Raw genomic sequence first — 18334 nt, forward strand, 5'->3', positions numbered from 1 at the left:
TCAGGAACGGGTGGGCTGATGTTGCGTTAGCTGTCCGGCGGCCAATGTTCAATGCGCCGAAATACGGGTTCCTAACAGGAAGGTCCAACGTGAGCAAAGCCAAGACTGACAAGGTCTCGCCCGATCTCGACACGCCGAGCGACCTGCCGCAGGCTGCGGTGGACACGATCTCGGCCTCGCTCAACACGCTTCTGGCTGACGCCTTCGCGCTCTACCTGAAGACCAAGAATTTCCATTGGCACGTCAGCGGCCGGCATTTCCATGATTACCATTTGTTGCTGGACGAGCAGTCGGAGGCGATCTTCGCGACCACCGACCAGCTCGCCGAGCGGGTGCGCAAGCTTGGCGGCGCGACGCTGAAGTCGATCGGCGATATCGCCAAGCATCAGACCATCAAGGACAATGACGACGATTATGTGCCGCCGCGCGAAATGCTGCGCGAATTAATGGAAGACAACAAGCACATGGCGGCTGCGATGCGCAAGGCGCACAAGCTGGCTGACGACCAGGAGGACTCCGGCACCGCAGGCCTGCTCGAAACCTTCATCGACGAAACCGAGCGCCGCACCTGGTTCCTGTTCGAGGCCAGCCGCCAGGAAGGCAGCAACGCGGCCTAACGGCGTCGCTGCCGCGGCGCCTGCCGTGTCCTGCGAGGCTGCGGTCGGCGGTGGCGGCCCTCGTCAGCGCCTCCTAACCGGCTTTCGCGGGCGCTCCGGCTGAAGAGCGCAACGCGATGTAGATCGCCGGGATGACGAGCACCGTGAGCAGGGTCGATGATGCCAAGCCAAACAGCAGCGAGATCGCGAGCCCCTGGAAGATGGGGTCGAGCAGGATCGTTGCGGCTCCGATCATGGCGGCAAGCGCCGTGAGCAGGATCGGCTTGAAGCGAACCGCACCGGCCTCGAGCACCACCTCGCGCAGCGACGCGCCATGGCCGCCGCTATGGCGAATGAAGTCGACGAGGAGGATCGAGTTGCGCACGATGATCCCTGCCAGCGCGATGAAGCCGATCATCGACGTCGCCGTGAACGGCGCGCCCAGCAGCCAATGCCCGATCAGGATGCCGATCAGCGTGAGCGGGATCGGCGTCAGGATGACGAGCGGCAGCCGGAAGCTCCCGAACTGCGCGACGACCAGCACATAGATGCCGAGAATGGCCGCACCGAAGGCGGCGCCCATGTCGCGGAAAGTCACGTAGGTGATTTCCCATTCGCCATCCCACAGCAAGGTGGGGCGCGATTCGTCCGTCGGCTGCCCGTGCAGGCTGATCGCGGGCTTCGGCAGGTCACCCCAATCATGGGCGGCGACGCGGCTTGCCACTTCCATCATGCCGTAGAGCGGCGCCTCGAAGCGGCCGGCGAGTTCGGCCATCACCATGTCGGCGAAACGGCCATCCCTGCGGAAGATCACCGGCGTCCCCTGTTCGACCGTCGCCTTCACCACCTGTCCAAGCTCGACGACCGTCTTGCTGCCAGGCAGCGTGTTGGCCGGCACCGGTGTCGATGCCAGGGCCTCGTCCCAGGCGAGACCGCGTTTGGGCAACCGCACCGCGATCTCGATCGGGTTGCGGCCTTCGCCGCGGTGCGAATAGCCGATCGAGATGCCGCCGAACAGCGCCTGGATCGTGTCGTAGACGTCGCGCTGCTCCACGGCGAAGAATTCCAGCCGATCCTGGTCGATCGACAGCCGCAACCGGGGCCGCTTCTCGCCGATCGAATCGTCGATGTCGACGATGAATGGCACATCGGCGAAGATCTTCTTCAACTCGGCCGTGACTGCGCGGCGCGTCGCGGCATCCGGACCGTAGATCTCGGCGAGCAGCGTGGCCAGCACCGGCGGCCCCGGCGGGACTTCGACCACCTTGACGCTGGTGCCGTTGGGGACATCGAGCGCCTTGAGCCGCTGCCGCAGTTCGAGCGCGATATCGTGGCTCGCGCGCTTGCGATCGCCGCGCGCGGTCAGGTTGACCTGAAGCTCACCCAGCTCGGGCTTTTCGCGCAGATAATAATGTCGCACCAAACCGTTGAAATTGAACGGTGCCGCGGTGCCGGCGTAGGATTGCAACGAGGTCGTTTCCGGCAACTGCCTTGCAATCTCGGACGCGGCGAACAGCGTCCGCTCCGTGGCCTCCAGGCTTGCGCCCTCGGGCAGATCGACCATCACCGCGATCTCCGACTTGTTGTCGAAGGGCAGCAGCTTGACGGTCACCGACTTGGTCGCGAACAGCGCCATCGACAGCAGCGTCGCTACTCCGACGCCGAGCAGGAAGATCCAGGCCGCACGCTTGCTCCGAACCACCGGCGTCGCGAAGCGCCGGTACAGGCGGCCGAGCGGGCCTTCGCGATGCAGGACATGCTCGCCCGCCGCATCGTCCCTGGGCGCGAGCTTCAGCATCAACCAGGGTGCGATCACCACCGCGACGAAGAACGAGAACAGCATGGCCGCCGACGCGTTGGCCGGAATCGGCGCCATGTAGGGCCCCATCAGGCCGGACACGAACAGCATCGGCAACAGGGCGGCGACGACGGTGAGGGTCGCGATGATGGTGGGATTTCCGACCTCGGCAACCGCCTCGACCGTGGCCTGCAATCGCGAGCGCCCATCGTGCATCGCCCAGTGGCGGGCGATGTTCTCGACGATCACGATCGCATCATCGACCAGAATGCCGATCGAGAAGATCAGCGCGAACAGGCTGACGCGATTGATGGTGTAGCCCATCAAATTGGCTGCGAACAACGTCAGCAGGATCGTCGTTGGTATGACGACGAGAGTCACGACGGCTTCGCGCCAGCCGATCGCGATCGCGATGAGCACGACGATCGAGACGGTGGCGAGGGCGAGGTGGAACAGCAGCTCGTTGGCCTTTTCGTTGGCGGTCTCGCCGTAGTCCCGCGTCACCGTGATCTGAATGTCGTCGGGCACGAGGTGCGCCTTCAGCTCGTCGAGCCGGCGGGCGATGTCGGCCGACACCACCACGGCATTGGCGCCGGCGCGCTTGGCGAGTGCGAGGCTGACCGCGGGTGCGCGCCGCCATTGCCCGGCGGCATCGCGCGCGTCGTTCCAGACGCGGTGCTCGACCGTGTTCGGACCGATCGCCACGGACGCGACATCCTTGACGTAGATCGGCCGGCCGTCCCGGGTCGCGATCAGGAGTAATCCGATGTCGGGAATCCCCGTGAGCGTCTGTCCGGCGGCCACGTTGCGCACGAGGCCGGCATCGCGGACCTGGCCTGCGACAAACGAGCGATTGGCTTCCTTGACCTTGGCGACCAGTTGCTGAAGCGTGACGCCGAACAGCGACAGCTTCTCCGGATCGGGCTCCACGCGGATTTGCTGTGCGGAGCCGCCGGAGACATAGGTCAGTCCGACATTGTCGACCTTGATGAGCTCGGAGCGCAGCTTGTCGGCAAGTTCGAACAGATCCTTGTCGCTCCAACGCTCGGCCGCCTCCGGCTTCGGCGATAGCGTCAGCACCGTCACCGCCACGTCGTTGATGCCCCGGCCGACGATCAGCGGCTCGGGAATGCCGACGGGGATATGGTCGAGATTTGCACGCACCTTCTCGTGCACGCGGAGAATCGCGTCCTCGAACTTGGTGCCGACCAGAAATCGCGCGGTGACCATCACGCGGTCATCCTCGGTCTGGCTGTAGACATGCTCGACACCGTCGATGGCCTTGACGATGGCCTCCAGCGGCTTGCTGACGAGTTCAACCGCGTCGGGCCCGCGCAGGCCGTCCGCGTTGACGCGGATGTCGACCATCGGCACGCTGATCTGCGATTCCTCCTCGCGCGGGATCACCATGACGGCGATCAGGCCGACGGCGAGCGATGCAAGCAGGAATAATGAGGTCAGCGGCGACGTCAGGGTCACCCTGGTCAGCCGGCCGGAGAGCCCGAGCTTCATGGCTGCACCAGTTGATCGCCGTCGCGCAGGCCTGACAGGATTTCGAGTCCGTCCGGAAGGGCGGGCGTCGGTACGTTACGGCCGCGCTGCACCGGGATTTCGACGGTCCGGTCGGCCTGACGAAGCTGAATGTAGTCGATCCCGAACCTGGTCCTGACATAGCTTGCCGGGATCACAAAGGCCGGCCGCGTGCCGGCGGAGATCCACACCCTCAGGCGGTCGCCGACGAAATATTCGCCGAGACCTTCGACGGTGGCGTCTGCAATCACGCGGCCTTCCTCGATCTGCGGGTAGACGAGATCGATGACGCCGGTCCTCGGGGCTTCCTCGCCGAGTTCTGCGGCATCGACACGGATCTTGTCGCCCGGCTTCAGGAACCGGGCGTGCCGTTCCGGCACGCGCAGCCGCAGCTTGAAGTGCTGTTGCGCAACAGTGACGATGGCATCGCCGGGCAGCACGACCGAACCCACGGTCACGAGCTTCTTCAACACGCGGCCGTCGGAGGGGGCCAGCACACGACCTTCGCTGAGCTGCTGGCTGATCACGGCCCGCTCCGCCGTCCTTGCCCGCAGGCCATTGTCGGCAACGTTCAATGCGGTCCGCGCCTCGTCAAGCTTGACGCGCGGCAACGTGCCGCGCTCGACCAGTCCCTCGATACGCGTGAAATCGATCTGCGCCTGGTTGGCCTGCGCCTGCAGCGCCTCGATCTGTGCGTCGAGCGACTTCATCTGCAACACGAGCTTTTCGTCGCCGACCGTCGCGATGACCTGGCCGGCCGCGACGCGATCGCCCTCCCGGACATTGAGTTGGGCCACCGTGCCGCTGATGCGTCCGCGGGCGGGAGCCACGCTGATGCTCTCCACCGTTGCGAAGACGGCCTTCTCGTCGGCCACCTGATGCTGCGCAACCGTAAGCATCTCTGCGCGGGCTGGCGCAAGGGAGAGAACGAAGGCGGCGAGGGCCGCCGGCAGGATCGAAAGTCGCATCGAGCTTATCCGTCTCGTTTTGAAAATCGTGACGTCGCGCGCGGTTCGTCTCTTATCTTTCGCTGCCGGCGCGGCGGTGTTGATCTTGCTCAACGGATGACCGTTGCAGGGATCATAAAATTTATTTTCGTTTGACGTCCTTCGGAGCGCAGTAGACTTCATAGAGTGCCTCCAGGACTTTCCGCGCGGGATCGCTGGCGATCGAATAGAAGATCGACTGCCCGTCGCGGCGAGCGGACACCAGGCCATCCTTGCGAAGGAGGGCAAGATGCTGAGAGACCGTGGAGTCCCGCAGATCGAGAAATTCGGCGAGCTCGCCGACCGATCGCTCGCCGTCGACCAGCTGGCAGATGATCAGCAGCCTGTGGCGGTTGGAGAGGGCCTTCAGGAGATCGCTCGCCCGGTCGGCCGCGCTTTGCATGATGTCGATATTTATATTCATACTTGCGTATATACGAATTTAAAAATATATAGTCAATCATCATCAACGGCCGGGACCACCGGCGGACGTTCAACCAACGGAGGTGCGCATGGCGGAAGTTGTCGTGATCGGGGCCGGTCTGAGCGGCACGCTGATGGCCTACGAACTGTTGCCGCAGCTCGGTCGCATTCGAAAAATGCTTTCTCCGCAAGATGCGCGCGGCGAGAGCGAGCCGTTCTATGAGCGGTTCATGCCCGACAAGCTCAACATCGCCAAGATCAGGGAAGTCCGTACCGGAACATGAGCGAGACGTGTCAGATCGTATGTGGACATTGCGGGCGGACCAACCGCCTGCCGCCCGGGCGTGCCCCGGATGGCGCGCGTTGCGGTTCCTGCCATCAGCAGATGTTCACCGGCCATCCGATCGAGGTCGACGAGGAAGGATTCGCGCGTCAGCTGGCGAACAGCGACGTTCCTCTGCTGGTCGATGTCTGGGCTCCGTGGTGCGGACCGTGTCGCGCCATGGCGCCGATGTTCGAGCGTGCGGCTCAACAGCTCGAACCGAGGGTCCGGCCGCTCAAGCTCAACTCCGATCGTGCGGCCGCCACGTCGTCCCGGCTCAACATCACCGGAATTCCGACGCTGTTGTTGATGCGTCGCGGGCGCGAGATCGCCCGTCATTCCGGGGTGATGGATGCGCGCAGCATCGTTGCCTGGACCGAGGCTGGCCTTACCCATTCCTGATGTCACTTAAAGTGAGGAGTCTGCCATGAATATCGACAAGGCCGTTGTTGCCTTCGCGGGGAGCGTCGTCTTGCTCGGCCTCGCGCTCGGCACCTACATCAACGCCTACTGGTACCTGTTGACGGCCTTTGCCGGGCTGAACATGGTCCAGGCATCGTTTACCGGATTCTGCCCTGCGGCGATGGTGTTCAAGAGGCTCGGACTGCGCGGCGGATGCGCGTTCAGCTAGCCCTTGCAGTTATTGGCTTCGCAGCGCGAACGCCTGCGCCACTCCGGAGAGACTTATGACATATCATTTCTCGAAAACGGTCGACATGCCGTTCGACGCGGCCGTCAGTGCCACGACGGCGGCGCTGAAGAGCCACGGCTTCGGTGTGCTCACGCAGATCGACGTCAAGGACATCCTCAACAAGAAGATCGGAGCTAAATTCCGCCCGTATCTGATCCTCGGGGCGTGCAACCCGAAACTCGCCTACGAGGCGCTCATGCTGGAGGACAAGATCGGCACCATGCTGCCCTGCAATGTGGTGGTGCAGCAGCACGAAGGCGACAGAGTGGAGATTTCGGCGGTCGATCCCGTTGCTTCGATGAGTGCGATCGAGAACCAGAAGCTCGGCGCCGTCGCCGGCAAGGTTCGCGACCTGCTCCGGCAGGTTGTCGCCGAGATCGCCTGAGACGGCGCAGCGGATCGCCAAGCAGCGATGTATCTCACCGTCGGTGACAAGATATGGAGGTCGCTTGCTGCCGGACTGTGCGGCAACGCCGCGCATTCCGGTGTGATGTATCTCAAGCGGTGGATGGGCTGGCTTCCGACCTTCCATCCCTACCGCGACCTGCAGCACGGCCTGAGCGAATGGCTCGGTGGAGCGGTTCATCCGTCGGTGCCGTGGGCGATGTCTTTTGTCAACGGCACGCTGATTCTCGGGATATTGTTTCGGGTCAGCTACCATTTATTGCCGGGCCACAGCGGGATCGCCAAGGGCTTCGTGTTCGGCATTCTGGGCTGGATCGCCATGGGGCTGCTCTACTTTCCGGTGCTCGGCCGTGGCCTGTTTGCGTCCCAGCTCGGCCTCGGCAGCCTTCCAGCGGGATTTTCGCTCGTCATGGTGCTTGCGTACAGCGTGTTCCTCGGCGCCGCCTATTCGGCGTTGCATGTGAGCGACCTGCGTTGATCCGTGGGGGTCAGGTGCGCCTCCACAGCCGCATCAGCGGCCCATCCGTGCCCATCACCGGATCGCTGGCGGGGATAGCGACCAGCGGGATCGTCTTCAGCGCCCTGGCGTGGTTCTCCGGTGTCGGCCGCTGCAGATCCATCGGCGGGCCCGGCGGATAGGCGCCGATGACGCAGAACTCGTCGCTCGCCGACAGGCATTGATGCCCGGTGCCGGCCGGCAGGATCGCAACGTCGCCTGCCGCGATCTCCAGCGCCCGCCCCTGGTCGCCGCCGAACTGCACGCGCGCGCGGCCGCGCGCGACGCCCAGCACCTCGTGCACGGTGGCGTGGTAATGCGCGAAGTCGTAGACGCCGTTGCGCCACATCGCGCCCCAGCCGTTCATGCCGAACAGCCGCTCGATGGTGGCCTCAGGATTCTTGCTGACGTCGACCGCGGCCTTGTAGACCAGGAACGGCATCGGGTTGTTCGGCACCAGGCCGTCGTCCTGGAAGACGATGGTCAGGGGTTCGGTATCGGTACGGACGACCGACATGGTGGCTCTCCAGCGTCGCGAGGTGCCGTGGTCTCAGGACAAACAAACCGTCGGTCCGCAAACCGTTCCAGCTAGATTTTGAACTTCAACACGTCTTCCTTGAATTTGAGCCCGTGCCCGGGCCGCTCCGGCGCGGTGATCATGCCGTTGGCGATCTCGGGCGGGTCGACCCAGAGATCGTCGATCAGCGCCATGTTCTCGCACCAGATGCCGTTCGGGATCGAAGCCAGCAGGTGCACATTGAGTTCGGGAAACAGATGCGGCGCGATGGTGATGCCGAACGTGTCCGCAAGCGCCGCGATCTTGCGCAGGTCGGTCATGCCGCCGCGCATCGGGTCGGGTTGCAGGATCGGCAGGCAGGGATTGAGAAAGAACGGCCGCAGATCGTAGCGCGTGAAATGCGTCTCGCCGCCGACGACACGCATGTCCAGCGCCGCCGCGATGCGCTGGTAGCCGGCGAAGTCATCGGCCGGCACCGGCTCCTCGAGCCAGTAGATATCGTACTTCTCGAACTTGCGTCCCATCTCGATGGCGACATCGGCGCTCCAGCCCATGTTGACGTCGATCATGATGTCGATGTCGGGCCCGAGCGCCTCGCGCATGCGGCGCACATTGTCGAGGTCCTGCGCGGGCGTGTGAACATGCGCGACCTGCATCTTGATCGCCTTGTAGCCCTGCTTCACGAAATGCAGCGCCTTCTCGATCATCCCGTCACCGCCGGCGCCGCGGAAGCAGCCGGAACCATAGATCGGGATTTCCGAGCGATAGTGCCCCCACAGCCGGTGCAGCGGCAGGCCGGCGCGTTTCCCCACCGCGTCCCACAGCGCGATGTCGAGCGCCGACATCGCCATCGCGGCGATGCCGCCGCGGCCATAGGTCATGGTCGCCGTCCACAGATCGCGCCAGATCGCCTCGATCGCGGTGGCGTCCTTGCCGATGACGCGCGGGATGATGCACTCGTCGAGACAGGCCGCGATCGACTTCGTCGCCGGCTTGAACACGAACAGATAGCCCATGCCGGTGACGCCGCCGGACGTTTCGACGTCGCAGATCAGAATGTCGCGCGTCGCGCCGAGCGCCGCGCCTTTCAGCCAGGGATCGTCGGCCCAAGGCAGCCGCAGCATCGTCACGCGGATGTCGCGGATGGTCATGTCTGAATGGGCTGAAATCATCGGCGTTCCCTTTCCAGGCCGGATCATGTTTGCCTGATCTCGGACAGGGAAACTCAATCACAGAGCGCCGGCCGCGATCCAGCGCGCTTCGTCATGGCTCCAATGCGCCAAGATCTGACGCCAGGATCTAGCGCCAAGACGCGATTGCCTTCAGGTCGTCTTGGGCAGCTCGAACACCAGGCAGGTCGTGGTGGCATGCGCGAGCAGCTTGCCCTTGTCGTCGGTGATGCGTGCTTCCGCGGTCGCAACCCGGCGCCCGGCGTTGAGCACGTGGCCCTCGGTGCGGATTTTGCCGGTGTCCTGGCTCATGCCGCGGACGAAGGAGATCTTGAACTCCAGCGTGGTGTAGCCAAAGCCCTGCGGCAGCGTGGTCTGCACCGCAAGTCCCATCGCGGAATCCAACAGGATCGCGGCGTAGCCGCCATGCACCGAGCCGATCGGATTGTAGTGGCGCAGGCCCGGAACGCTGTGGATCACCACATGGCCGGTCTCGGCGGTGCAGTCGAACGGCTCGACATTCTCCATGATCGGCGGCTCCGGCAGGGTTCGGGCGAAGATGCCGCGCACGAAGTCGAGCCCCGGCATCGACGCCATCACCGCCATCGAGGAGACGCCGTAGACGGGCTTCGGGGTGGCGGGGGCGGTCATGTCGGGCAATCCTGCTGCGTGATGATCGTCGTCATATGACGAGTAGCTTGGCAGCGTTCGCTGATGCAAGGCGTGACAAAAGATCATGCCCGGATCAGGTGATCCGGGCATGCGGTATTCCGTGACGGGCTGCGCTACGCCGCGGTCTACGCGGCCTGCTTCTTCTTCCGCATCAGGTCGGCGAAGCGCTGGAACAGATAGTGCGAGTCGCGCGGGCCGGGCGAGGCTTCCGGGTGGTACTGCACCGAGAAAACCGGCTTGCCCTCGAGCGCGATGCCGCAATTGGAGCCGTCGAACAGCGAGATATGGGTCTGGGTCGCGCCTTTCGGCAGCGTCGCCTGATCCACCGCAAAGCCGTGATTCATCGAGGTGATCTCGACCTTGCCGGTGGTCTCGTCCTTGACCGGATGATTGGCGCCGTGATGGCCCTGATGCATCTTCATGGTCTTGGCCCCGACGGCAAGGCCAAGCATCTGGTGGCCGAGGCAGATGCCGAAGGTCGGCGTCCCCGAAGCGATCACCTTCTGGATGACGGGCACGGCATATTTGCCGGTCGCGGCGGGATCGCCGGGGCCGTTCGACAGGAACACGCCGTCCGGCTTCATCGCCAGGATGTCCTCGGCCGCGGTCGTCGCCGGCACCACGGTCACCTTGGCGCCGACGCCGGCGAGCAGGCGCAGGATGTTGCGCTTGATGCCGTAGTCGATCGCGACCACGTTGAATTCCGGCGCGGTCTGCTGGCCGAAACCCTTGCCCCACACCCAGGGCGTCTCATCCCAGGTGAAGCGCTGGCCGGAGGTGACCATCGGCACCAGGTCCATGCCCTCGAGGCCGGGCCATTCGCGGGCTTCTTCCTTCAGGCCGTGCAGGTCGAACTCGCCGTTTCTGGCGTGCGCGATCACCGCATTGGGCATGCCCTTGGAGCGGATCAGCGCGGTCAGCGCGCGGGTGTCGATGCCGGAAAGGCCGATGATGCCGCGCGCCTTCAACCACTGGTCGAGGTGGCGGCTGGCGCGGTAATTCGAGGGATCCGTGATCGCCGAGCGCAGGATCACGCCGCGCGCGCCGGGCGTCGCGGCCATGTTCACCGTCTCGATGTCTTCCTCGTTGGTACCGACATTGCCGATATGCGGGAAGGTGAAGGTGATGATCTGGCCGGCATAGGACGGATCGGTGAGGATCTCCTCATAGCCGGTCATCGCGGTGTTGAAGCAGACCTCGCCGACGGCGTGGCCTTCCGCGCCGAGACCGAAGCCTTCCAGCACGGTACCATCGGCGAGCACAAGGAGCGCGGTCGGTTTATGGTCCGGCCAGGCGGGGGCGTTTTCGGATGTTGTCATGAGCCCTTTAAATAGACGCCGCACCCTGCGGCGTCAAAGCGAAAGGGTACGGATTCACACGGCAATACCGACCGATTTGACAGGCCCGAACGGCCTTTTAATCTAAAGTTCCCTGAAGCGGCCGTTTGCTTGCCGAAAATGACCCGTCCGGAGCTCCCGCATGGATAATACGATGCCGATCCTGCTCGTCCCGGGCCTCATCTGCTCGCCGCGGATTTTCGCCCCCGTCATCCCGGCGCTGTGGCGATGCGGGCCGGTGACGATCGCCAACCATGTCAGGGACGACAATATGGGGGCGATCGCCCGCCGGATCCTGGCCGAGGCGCCGCCGCGCTTTGCGCTCGCCGGGCACTCGATGGGCGGCTACATCGCCTTCGAGATCATGCGGCAGGCGCCGGAGCGCGTTGCGAAGCTGGCGCTGATGAGCACCCAGGCGCGGGCCGACACGCCGGAAGCGACCGCACGCCGCCGTGGCATGATCGAGCGTGCCAGAAGCGGCCAATATCGCAGCGTGGTCGACGAGCTGTTTCCGGGCTTCGTGCACCCGTCGCGGCAGGGCGATGCAAACCTGCGCCAGATCGTCGACGACATGAGCGAGGACGTCGGCGCCGAGGCCTTCGTCCGCCAGCAGAACGCGGTGCTCAGCCGGCCGGATTCGCGGCCGAGCATGGCCTGGATCAAGTGCCCGACCTTGGTGCTCACGTCGGATACCGACAACACCGTTCCGAATTCGCTGTCGGACGAGATGGCCAACGGCATTCCCGGCGCCAGGCTCGTGGTGCTCGCCAATTGCGGTCACCTGCCGCAGCTGGAACAGCCGCAGGCCTGCGCCGCTGCGCTGGTCGAATGGCTGAGGAACTAGGTTGTTCTGCCGGTGCAAACTGCCTAGATGAGAGGATTGCTGGTTCAAGGACAACGAAATGCTGCGCGACGACATCAATACTGCGGTCAAGGAAGCGATGAAGGCGAAGGACGAGCGCAAGCTCTCCACGCTGCGCATGGTCAATTCGACCATCAAGAACGCCGACATCGACGCGCGCGGGCAGGGCAAGCCGCCGCTCTCCGATGCCGACCTGCTCGGCCTGCTGCAGAAGATGATCAAGCAGCGCCAGGAGTCGGTCGAGCTCTACGACAAAGGCGGCCGCGCCGAGCTCGCCGCCCAGGAGCGCGAGGAGATCGCGGTGATCTCCGCCTATCTGCCGAAGCAGATGTCCGACGACGACGTGAAGGCCGCGATCTCGGCCGTCATCGCCGAGACGGGTGCCGCCGGCATCAAGGACATGGGCAAGGTGATCGGCGCACTGAAGGCGAAATACGCCGGCCAGATGGATTTCGGCAAGGCCAGCGGCCTCGTCAAGGCGGCGCTGACGGGCTAGCCGTTCGTGCCGGGTGGCTTGCGGCGCAAAGTGCCGCGGGCCGAATTGCGGGAACCTTTCTGCTGACGGAGCATCTGACGGGCATGACCTCGCGATGACGCCGCAAAGGAAAGGCCCCGATGAACCCGATTGTGCATACGCTGGATCGTGCAAGAGCTGCTCAAACCGAATCCGACAAGCCGACCCGGGCCGAGGTCGAAGCCGCGGTCCGCACCATCATCCGCTGGACCGGCGACGATCCCGAGCGGGATGGTCTGCTTGAAACTCCGGCGCGTGTGACGCGTTCGTTCGAGGAATTCTTTGCGGGGTACGACCAGCGTCCCGCGGAGATCTTGGAAAAGACCTTCGAGGAGATCGAAGGCTACGACGAAATGATTGCCCTGCGGGGCATCCGTTTCGAGAGCCATTGCGAGCATCATATGGCGCCGATCATCGGTCAGGCGTGCTACATCCCGAACGGACGCGTGGTCGGCATCAGCAAGCTCGCACGGGTGGTCGATATCTATGCCAGGCGTTTGCAGATTCAGGAGAAGATGACGGCGCAGGTCGCCAACACCATCAACGACGTCTTGAAGCCTCAGGGCGTGGGCGTCATCATCAAGGCGTCGCATCACTGCATGATGACCCGTGGCGTGCACAAGCCGGACACCGATCTCGTGACCAGCCGGATGCTGGGTTGCTTTCGCGACAATGCGCTAACCCGCCAGGAATTCCTCGGGATAGCGGTCTAGAGCGTCACAGGGCAATGGAGGAACGATATGGCCGATCAGCAGGCTCCTTCCGGTCCGGATCTGACACAGGGCGTGGCACTCTCCGACTTCTCGGGCGCGATGCTGCTCGGCCATGTCGGCGACGAGGACGTGCTGCTGGTGCGTTCGGGCGCGGATATCTTCGCCATCGACGCGCATTGCAGCCATTACCACGGCCCGCTCGCCGAAGGCCTTCTTGAGGGCGAGACCGTTCATTGCCCCTGGCATCACGCCTGTTTCGATATTCGCACCGGTGAAGCGACCGCCGCGCCCGCCTTCAGCGCGCTCGCGGTCTGGAAGGTCGAGCGCGAGGGCGATCGCATCATCGTGCGCGAGAAGCGCGCGCAACCGAAATTCCGCGTCAAGGGCCCGGTCGATGCGCCCGGCAGCATCGTGATTGTCGGCGGCGGCGGGGCCGGGTTTGCCGCCGCCGAGATGCTGCGGCGGCAGGACTATCGCGGCAGCATCGTCATGCTGAGCGGCGAGGCCACGCCGCCGGTGGATCGGCCGAACCTGTCGAAGGATTTCCTCGCCGGCAGTGCGCCGGAAGACTGGCTGCCGCTGAAGCCGGACGATTTCTATCGTGACGCGACGATCGATCTGAGACTCAGGACCGAGGTCAAGTCGATCGATACCGGCCGCCGCAATGTCATGCTCGCCGGCGGCGAAACGATTCCGTATGACCGGCTGCTGCTGGCGACCGGCGCGGAGCCGGTGCGGCTGCCGATCCCGGGCGCGGACCTGCCCCACGTTCATGTGTTGCGCACCGTCGACGATTGCCGGGCGATCATCGCCGCGGCCAGCGGAGCGCGCCGCGCGGTGGTGATCGGTGCAAGCTTCATCGGGCTCGAGGTGGCGGCCTCGCTGCGCGTGCGCCAGATCGAGGTGCACGTGGTCGGGCTGGAACAGCGGCCGATGGAACGCGTGCTCGGGCCCGAGATGGGCGATTTCGTCCGCGCGCTGCACGAAGAGCATGGCGTCGTCTTCCACCTCGGTGACACGGTGACCGCGATCGAGGGCAAGCGCGCGCACCTGAAGAGTGGGCCCGTGCTCGATGCCGATCTCGTCGTGGTCGGTGTCGGCGTGAAGCCGCGGCTGGCGCTGGCGGAAGCGGCCGGGCTCGCGATCGATCGCGGCGTGACAGTCGACGCCTATCTCGAGACCAGCGCTCCCGGTATCTACGCGGCCGGCGATATCGCGCGCTGGCCCGATCCGCACAGCGGCGAGAACGTCCGGGTCGAGCATTGGGTGGTGGCGGAGCGCCAGGGCCAGACCGCCGCGCGGAATATGCTTGGGCAGCGCGAGGTGTTCGACGCGGTGCCGTTCTTCTGGAGCCAGCATTACGACGTGCCGATCAACTATGTCGGCCATGCCGAGCAGTGGGACGAGATCGCCGTGGATGGCAGCATTGCCGGCAGGGATTGCGTGCTGCGCTACAAGCGCGGCGGGCGCGTACTCGCGATCGCATCGATCTATCGCGACCTCGATAGCCTCAAGGCCGAGGTCGCAATGGAGCGGGCGGCCGCCTGACGGCTTTCTCCTCAATGAGGGTTTGTGGTCTGACGGCTCCAGAGCGTTTCGAGCGAAGCGGATACCGGTTGGCGTGAAGAAAACCCGTCAAAACGAGAATCTGGCGCCCGTGCCGATTCCATCGGAACGGAAAAGGCTCTAATCTGCCGCCATGCTTCAGGAAGCCAAAACCTACGACGAGCTCTATCGCAACTTCCGCTGGGACGTTCCCGCGCGCTTCAACATGGCGACCGCGTGCTGCGACCGCCATGCCGACGGTACCGGGCGGCTCGCGCTGGTCTATGTCGACGAGGATGGCGGCACCACGCGCACCTCGTTTGACGAGGTGGCGGACGCCTCGCGCCGCTTCGCCAATGTGCTGACAGCCGACGGGCTGGTGCGCGGCGACCGTGTCGCGGTGTTCCTGTCGCAATCGCTCGAACTGCCGGTCGCGCATCTCGCGGCGTTTCGCGCCGCGATGATCTCGATCCCGCTGTTCGCGCTGTTCGGCGAGGACGCGCTCGAATTCCGGTTATCGAATTCTGCGGCCAAGGCCGTGATCACCGATGAAGCAGGCTGGGAGAAGATCGCGAAAATCCGCGATCGCCTGCCCGAGTTGAAGAGCGTCTATATCGTCGGCGAAAAGACGCCGGCGGGGACGAAGCCGTTCTGGAGCGCGATTAAGTCGGCGTCGCCTGAGTTCGCGACCGTCGACACCTCGGCCGACGATCCCGCGCTGATCATCTACACGTCGGGCACCACGGGCAATCCGAAGGGCGCGCTGCATGCGCATCGTGTCGTGCTCGGCCATCTGCCCAATGTCGAGATGTGCCACAACTTCCTGCCACGGCCCGGCGACCTGATGTGGACGCCGGCCGACTGGGCCTGGATCGGCGGCCTGATCAACGGCCTGTTCGCGTTCTGGTACCACGGCATTCCGATGGTCGGGCACCGCGCCCGCAAGTTCGAGCCGCAGGCGGCGATGCAAATGATGGCCGAGCTCGGCATCCGCAACGTGTTCCTGCCGCCGACCGCGCTGAAGCTGATGCGGCAGGCCAATGTGAAAAATTCCGGCGTCAGGCTGCGCAGCATCTTCACCGGCGGCGAGTCGCTCGGCGGCGAATTGCTCGACTGGGTGCGCGACACCTTCGGCATCGACGCCCATGAGGTGTTCGGCCAGACCGAATGCAATCTCGTGATCGGCAGCAATTCCAACCTGTTTCCGATCCGTCCGGGCTCGATGGGCCGCGCCACGCCCGGCTTTGACGTCCGCATTGTCAACGAGAAGGGCGAGGAGCTGCCGCGGGGCCAGCGCGGCATCATCGGCGTGCGCCAGCCGTGCCCCTGCACCATGATCGAGTACTGGCGCAATCCGGAAGCGACCGCGAAGAAATATGCCGGCGAATTCCTGCTGACCGGCGATCTCGGCGTGCAGGATGAGGACGGCTATTTCTGGTACGTCAGCCGCGAGGACGACGTCATCACCACGGCCGGCTATCGCGTCGGCCCGTCCGAGATCGAGCACACGCTGATGAAGCATCCGGCGGTTGCGATGTCGGCGGTGGTCGGCATCCCCGATCCGATCCGCACCGAATCGATCAAGGCCTGGATCGTGCTGCGGCCGGGCTACGCACCGGGCGATGCCCTGGCGCGCGAGATCCAGGAGTTCGTCAAGGTCCAGCTCGCCGCCCACGAATATCCCCGCTTCGTGCAGTTCGCCGACAGCCTGCCGATGACGGCGACGGGCAAGGTGCTGCGGCGGGAGCTGAGGGCGCTGGGGTAGTTTTCTCCGCCGTCGTCCCGACGAAAGCCGGGACCCACAACCACAAATGCTTGTGTTTTGCGACGCTGTGGTCCCAGCGAACTCCAACCGCCTGGAGCGGTGGTAATAGGTCCCGGCTTTCGCCGGAACGATGGCGGAGTATGGGGTGGCTGTATCGCCATCCTCACGACGGCATAACAATGCCCAATTGCTTCAGCGCGGCCATCATGCGCGCTGGCGGCTGCATCGGGATCACCATGGCCTTGCCGGTCTCCACGAGGCTCTTCAGGCTGGAGAGGATCGCCGGCCAGCCGGTGCGGCCGCCCGACAGGATGTCGTCGCTGATCGGACGGTCATGCGATTGCAGCAGCGTCAGCTTCACGCCGTCGCCGGCCGGCTCGATCTCGTAAGTGACGAGCGTCGGCCCGAGCTTTTCGACCAGCTGCGGCCAGTTGACGTTGAAGGTGACGGTCAGCCGCTTCAGGGGATCGCACTCGATCACCTCGCCGGAGATGTGCAGCGCGCCGTCCGGCGTCCGCACGATGTAGGCGCCGCCGATCCGCAGATCGACCTCGACCGCGTTGCCGGAGAAGTACTGCCGGCTGAGTTCGGCAGTCGTCAAAGCCTGCCACACCTTCTCGGGCGCGGCGGCGATGTAGATCGCATAGACGATCGCCGGTTTGAATTTCTCGATGTTCATGTCCGTTCGTACCCGTCGATAGATTTTCATTGTCATTCGAAGCCGTCGATCCCGAGCGCGGCCGGCGGGATGGTGACCGCCTTGCCAGTCTCGAGCAGGCTCTTGAGCCCCGACAGGATCGCCGGCCAGCCCTTGGAAATGCCGTCGAGCAGCTTGCTGCCCGCGCCGAAGCCCTCATGGGTCACGGTCAGCTTCACGATCTTGCCATGGGCTTCGAGCGTGAAGACCACCTTGGTTGCCGGCTCCTTGCGCATGTCCTCGTCGAGCACGTGCTTGAAGGTGTAGGCGAGGCGCCGCGGCCTATCGGCCTCGAGGATCTCGCCGGTGTCGGTGGTCTTGCCGCCCATCACCAGCGCGAGCGGCGAGCCGACCTTCCAGTCCGATTGCAGCTCGGTGTCGAACCAGTATTGCCGCGTGAACGTGCTCCTGGTCAGTGCGTCCCACAGCTTCTCCGGCGTGGTCTCGATGTAGGTGACGTAGGCGAACTCGGGCTTAGGCATGGTAGGCCTCCCTGGCGGAGCTCGTGAGCAGGTCGGCCGGCAATTCGTGTCCCGTTTCCAGGAAGCTCTTCAGGCTTGCAATCACCATCGGCCAGCCGCCGGAGATGTCGCGCAGCGTCTTCGGACCGAGGTTGTCGTGCGTCACGATCAGCTTGACGACCCCGCCGTGCGGTTCGATGTCGAAGGTCACGCGCGAGACCCCCTCGCGCTCTACGCCTTCCTTCACCACGTCCCAGCTATAGGCGAGCCGGTTCGGCGGATCGGCGATCAGCACCTCGCCCTGCACGGCGCGGCGGCCGTCCTTGGCGAGATGGTAAGGCGAGCCGACCTTCCAGTCGGAGCTGGCGCGATAGCCGAACCAGAACCGTTCGGTGAATTCGCTCGACGTCAGCGCGTGCCACAGCTTGTCGGCCGTGGTCTCGATATAGGTGACGTAGACGTAGTCCGGTTTACTCATCACGCTTCTCCAATTGTCTTTTCAACTCGCTCAGCGCGGCGAGTTTCCCGCGCTCGAACTTCCTGATCCACCGCTCGCCGATCTGATGGATCGGAACCGGGTTGAGATAGTGCAGCTTCTCGCGGCCGTGCTTGATCGTGGTGACGAGGTTGGCCTCCTCGAGAATCACAAGGTGCTTGGTGACGGCCTGACGCGTCATCTCGAGACCGTCGCAGAGCTCACCGAGCGTCTGCCCGTTCTGATCGTGAAGCCGGTCAAGCAGCGTTCGCCGTGAGGCATCCGCGAGGGCTTTGAAGACTTCATCCATGGGTTGGATAATAGGCAACCAAATGGTTGCATGTCAAGAGCGTGTGTTTG

Annotated in this window: 22 protein-coding genes; 11 read left to right on the forward strand and 11 right to left on the reverse strand. The window is 64.4% G+C overall.

Going from position 1 to position 18334, the window contains the following annotated elements:
- Positions 1-89: 89 nt before the first annotated feature.
- Positions 90-617 carry a Dps family protein gene (locus XI02_RS09220; protein ID WP_069278918.1) on the forward strand — a complete coding sequence of 176 codons (528 nt, stop codon included), beginning with the start codon at positions 90-92 and terminating at the stop codon, positions 615-617.
- Positions 618-690: 73 nt separating this feature from the next.
- On the opposite strand, the gene XI02_RS09225 is transcribed toward XI02_RS09220, so the two are convergent.
- The 3 genes from XI02_RS09225 to XI02_RS09235 all read right to left on the reverse strand — a co-directional run bounded on the left by XI02_RS09225 (position 691) and on the right by XI02_RS09235 (position 5334).
- Positions 691-3906: an efflux RND transporter permease subunit gene (locus tag XI02_RS09225; RefSeq protein ID WP_172648505.1), complete on the reverse strand. Its 3216-nt coding sequence runs from the start codon at positions 3904-3906 to the stop codon at positions 691-693.
- Positions 3903-4892, reverse strand: coding sequence for an efflux RND transporter periplasmic adaptor subunit (locus tag XI02_RS09230; protein ID WP_069278887.1), 990 nt, complete (start codon positions 4890-4892; stop codon positions 3903-3905). Before XI02_RS09230 ends, XI02_RS09225 begins: the two co-directional genes overlap by 4 nt.
- A 121-nt stretch (positions 4893-5013) precedes the next feature.
- Positions 5014-5334, reverse strand: coding sequence for a helix-turn-helix transcriptional regulator (locus tag XI02_RS09235; RefSeq protein WP_016840685.1), 321 nt, complete (start codon positions 5332-5334; stop codon positions 5014-5016).
- An 88-nt stretch (positions 5335-5422) separates the two neighbouring features.
- Between XI02_RS09235 and XI02_RS09240 the strand changes: the two genes are divergently transcribed.
- From XI02_RS09240 to XI02_RS09260, 5 genes are all read left to right on the forward strand, one after another.
- Positions 5423-5617 (forward strand): hypothetical protein, encoded by a 195-nt coding sequence (locus XI02_RS09240; RefSeq protein WP_016840686.1) that lies wholly within the window; start codon positions 5423-5425, stop codon positions 5615-5617.
- Positions 5614-6057 (forward strand): co-chaperone YbbN, encoded by a 444-nt coding sequence (locus tag XI02_RS09245; protein WP_026192266.1) that lies wholly within the window; start codon positions 5614-5616, stop codon positions 6055-6057. Before XI02_RS09240 ends, XI02_RS09245 begins: the two co-directional genes overlap by 4 nt.
- Positions 6058-6082: 25 nt before the next feature.
- The gene (locus XI02_RS09250; protein ID WP_016840688.1) at positions 6083-6286 is read left to right on the forward strand and encodes a DUF2892 domain-containing protein; all 204 of its coding nucleotides are present in this window, start codon (positions 6083-6085) and stop codon (positions 6284-6286) included.
- A gap of 55 nt (positions 6287-6341) precedes the next feature.
- Positions 6342-6731, forward strand: a complete 390-nt coding sequence (locus XI02_RS09255) for a DUF302 domain-containing protein (RefSeq protein WP_172648504.1) — start codon at positions 6342-6344, stop codon at positions 6729-6731.
- A 105-nt stretch (positions 6732-6836) separates the two neighbouring features.
- Positions 6837-7229 (forward strand): DUF6789 family protein, encoded by a 393-nt coding sequence (locus XI02_RS09260; RefSeq protein WP_240537192.1) that lies wholly within the window; start codon positions 6837-6839, stop codon positions 7227-7229.
- A 10-nt stretch (positions 7230-7239) separates the two neighbouring features.
- Here XI02_RS09260 and XI02_RS09265 read toward each other — a convergent pair whose 3' ends face one another.
- The 4 genes from XI02_RS09265 to carA all read right to left on the reverse strand — a co-directional run bounded on the left by XI02_RS09265 (position 7240) and on the right by carA (position 10924).
- Positions 7240-7764 (reverse strand): hypothetical protein, encoded by a 525-nt coding sequence (locus XI02_RS09265; protein ID WP_194483391.1) that lies wholly within the window; start codon positions 7762-7764, stop codon positions 7240-7242.
- Between the two features lie 71 nt (positions 7765-7835).
- Positions 7836-8936 carry a mandelate racemase/muconate lactonizing enzyme family protein gene (locus XI02_RS09270; RefSeq protein WP_172648502.1) on the reverse strand — a complete coding sequence of 367 codons (1101 nt, stop codon included), beginning with the start codon at positions 8934-8936 and terminating at the stop codon, positions 7836-7838.
- A gap of 150 nt (positions 8937-9086) precedes the next feature.
- Positions 9087-9584 carry a PaaI family thioesterase gene (locus tag XI02_RS09275; RefSeq protein ID WP_069278890.1) on the reverse strand — a complete coding sequence of 166 codons (498 nt, stop codon included), beginning with the start codon at positions 9582-9584 and terminating at the stop codon, positions 9087-9089.
- A 146-nt stretch (positions 9585-9730) separates the two neighbouring features.
- Positions 9731-10924, reverse strand: a complete 1194-nt coding sequence (gene carA, locus XI02_RS09280; protein ID WP_018269820.1) for a glutamine-hydrolyzing carbamoyl-phosphate synthase small subunit — start codon at positions 10922-10924, stop codon at positions 9731-9733.
- Positions 10925-11084: 160 nt separating this feature from the next.
- Here carA and XI02_RS09285 point away from each other — a divergent pair, with 160 nt between their 5' ends.
- From XI02_RS09285 to XI02_RS09305, 5 genes are all read left to right on the forward strand, one after another.
- The gene (locus tag XI02_RS09285; protein WP_016840695.1) at positions 11085-11786 is read left to right on the forward strand and encodes an alpha/beta fold hydrolase; all 702 of its coding nucleotides are present in this window, start codon (positions 11085-11087) and stop codon (positions 11784-11786) included.
- A 58-nt stretch (positions 11787-11844) separates the two neighbouring features.
- Entirely contained in the window at positions 11845-12300 is a 456-nt protein-coding gene (locus XI02_RS09290) for a GatB/YqeY domain-containing protein (RefSeq protein ID WP_018269821.1), read from the forward strand.
- Positions 12301-12419: 119 nt separating this feature from the next.
- Entirely contained in the window at positions 12420-13031 is a 612-nt protein-coding gene (folE, locus tag XI02_RS09295) for a GTP cyclohydrolase I FolE (RefSeq protein WP_172648501.1), read from the forward strand.
- Between the two features lie 27 nt (positions 13032-13058).
- Positions 13059-14579 carry an FAD-dependent oxidoreductase gene (locus tag XI02_RS09300; protein WP_172648500.1) on the forward strand — a complete coding sequence of 507 codons (1521 nt, stop codon included), beginning with the start codon at positions 13059-13061 and terminating at the stop codon, positions 14577-14579.
- A 151-nt stretch (positions 14580-14730) separates the two neighbouring features.
- The gene (locus XI02_RS09305; protein ID WP_016840700.1) at positions 14731-16341 is read left to right on the forward strand and encodes an acyl-CoA synthetase; all 1611 of its coding nucleotides are present in this window, start codon (positions 14731-14733) and stop codon (positions 16339-16341) included.
- A gap of 163 nt (positions 16342-16504) precedes the next feature.
- Here XI02_RS09305 and XI02_RS09310 read toward each other — a convergent pair whose 3' ends face one another.
- The 4 genes from XI02_RS09310 to XI02_RS09325 are packed head-to-tail and all read right to left on the reverse strand — an operon-like array spanning position 16505 to position 18284.
- Complete coding sequence (locus tag XI02_RS09310; RefSeq protein ID WP_172648499.1) at positions 16505-17020, reverse strand: SRPBCC family protein; 516 nt, start codon at positions 17018-17020, stop codon at positions 16505-16507.
- 32 nt (positions 17021-17052) lie between these two features.
- Entirely contained in the window at positions 17053-17520 is a 468-nt protein-coding gene (locus XI02_RS09315; RefSeq protein WP_016843328.1) for an SRPBCC family protein, read from the reverse strand.
- Positions 17513-17977 (reverse strand): SRPBCC family protein, encoded by a 465-nt coding sequence (locus XI02_RS09320; protein WP_172648498.1) that lies wholly within the window; start codon positions 17975-17977, stop codon positions 17513-17515. The genes XI02_RS09315 and XI02_RS09320 overlap by 8 nt, the downstream gene beginning before the upstream one ends.
- Positions 17970-18284 carry a helix-turn-helix transcriptional regulator gene (locus tag XI02_RS09325; RefSeq protein ID WP_172648497.1) on the reverse strand — a complete coding sequence of 105 codons (315 nt, stop codon included), beginning with the start codon at positions 18282-18284 and terminating at the stop codon, positions 17970-17972. The genes XI02_RS09320 and XI02_RS09325 overlap by 8 nt, the downstream gene beginning before the upstream one ends.
- Between the last annotated feature and the right edge of the window lie 50 nt (positions 18285-18334).

This window comes from Bradyrhizobium sp. CCBAU 21365 (assembly GCF_015291305.1).
In the GTDB taxonomy this organism is placed as follows: Bacteria; Pseudomonadota; Alphaproteobacteria; order Rhizobiales; family Xanthobacteraceae; genus Bradyrhizobium; species Bradyrhizobium elkanii.

Bases quoted from the DNA above. Each gene is read 5' to 3' on its own strand.
- XI02_RS09240 (WP_016840686.1), top strand. From the start codon at position 5,423: ATGGCGGAAGTTGTCGTGATCGGGGCCGGTCTGAGCGGCACGCTGATG.
- XI02_RS09325 (WP_172648497.1), bottom strand. From the start codon at position 18,284: ATGGATGAAGTCTTCAAAGCCCTCGCGGATGCCTCACGGCGAACGCTG.
- XI02_RS09315 (WP_016843328.1), bottom strand. From the start codon at position 17,520: ATGCCTAAGCCCGAGTTCGCCTACGTCACCTACATCGAGACCACGCCG.
- XI02_RS09290 (WP_018269821.1), top strand. From the start codon at position 11,845: ATGCTGCGCGACGACATCAATACTGCGGTCAAGGAAGCGATGAAGGCG.
- XI02_RS09255 (WP_172648504.1), top strand. From the start codon at position 6,342: ATGACATATCATTTCTCGAAAACGGTCGACATGCCGTTCGACGCGGCC.
- XI02_RS09300 (WP_172648500.1), top strand. From the start codon at position 13,059: ATGGCCGATCAGCAGGCTCCTTCCGGTCCGGATCTGACACAGGGCGTG.
- XI02_RS09275 (WP_069278890.1), bottom strand. From the start codon at position 9,584: ATGACCGCCCCCGCCACCCCGAAGCCCGTCTACGGCGTCTCCTCGATG.
- XI02_RS09310 (WP_172648499.1), bottom strand. From the start codon at position 17,020: ATGAACATCGAGAAATTCAAACCGGCGATCGTCTATGCGATCTACATC.
- XI02_RS09270 (WP_172648502.1), bottom strand. From the start codon at position 8,936: ATGATTTCAGCCCATTCAGACATGACCATCCGCGACATCCGCGTGACG.
- XI02_RS09260 (WP_240537192.1), top strand. From the start codon at position 6,837: ATGTATCTCAAGCGGTGGATGGGCTGGCTTCCGACCTTCCATCCCTAC.
- XI02_RS09305 (WP_016840700.1), top strand. From the start codon at position 14,731: ATGCTTCAGGAAGCCAAAACCTACGACGAGCTCTATCGCAACTTCCGC.
- carA (WP_018269820.1), bottom strand. From the start codon at position 10,924: ATGACAACATCCGAAAACGCCCCCGCCTGGCCGGACCATAAACCGACC.
- XI02_RS09225 (WP_172648505.1), bottom strand. From the start codon at position 3,906: ATGAAGCTCGGGCTCTCCGGCCGGCTGACCAGGGTGACCCTGACGTCG.
- XI02_RS09285 (WP_016840695.1), top strand. From the start codon at position 11,085: ATGGATAATACGATGCCGATCCTGCTCGTCCCGGGCCTCATCTGCTCG.
- XI02_RS09235 (WP_016840685.1), bottom strand. From the start codon at position 5,334: ATGAATATAAATATCGACATCATGCAAAGCGCGGCCGACCGGGCGAGC.
- XI02_RS09250 (WP_016840688.1), top strand. From the start codon at position 6,083: ATGAATATCGACAAGGCCGTTGTTGCCTTCGCGGGGAGCGTCGTCTTG.
- XI02_RS09320 (WP_172648498.1), bottom strand. From the start codon at position 17,977: ATGAGTAAACCGGACTACGTCTACGTCACCTATATCGAGACCACGGCC.
- XI02_RS09230 (WP_069278887.1), bottom strand. From the start codon at position 4,892: ATGCGACTTTCGATCCTGCCGGCGGCCCTCGCCGCCTTCGTTCTCTCC.
- XI02_RS09245 (WP_026192266.1), top strand. From the start codon at position 5,614: ATGAGCGAGACGTGTCAGATCGTATGTGGACATTGCGGGCGGACCAAC.
- XI02_RS09265 (WP_194483391.1), bottom strand. From the start codon at position 7,764: ATGTCGGTCGTCCGTACCGATACCGAACCCCTGACCATCGTCTTCCAG.
- folE (WP_172648501.1), top strand. From the start codon at position 12,420: ATGAACCCGATTGTGCATACGCTGGATCGTGCAAGAGCTGCTCAAACC.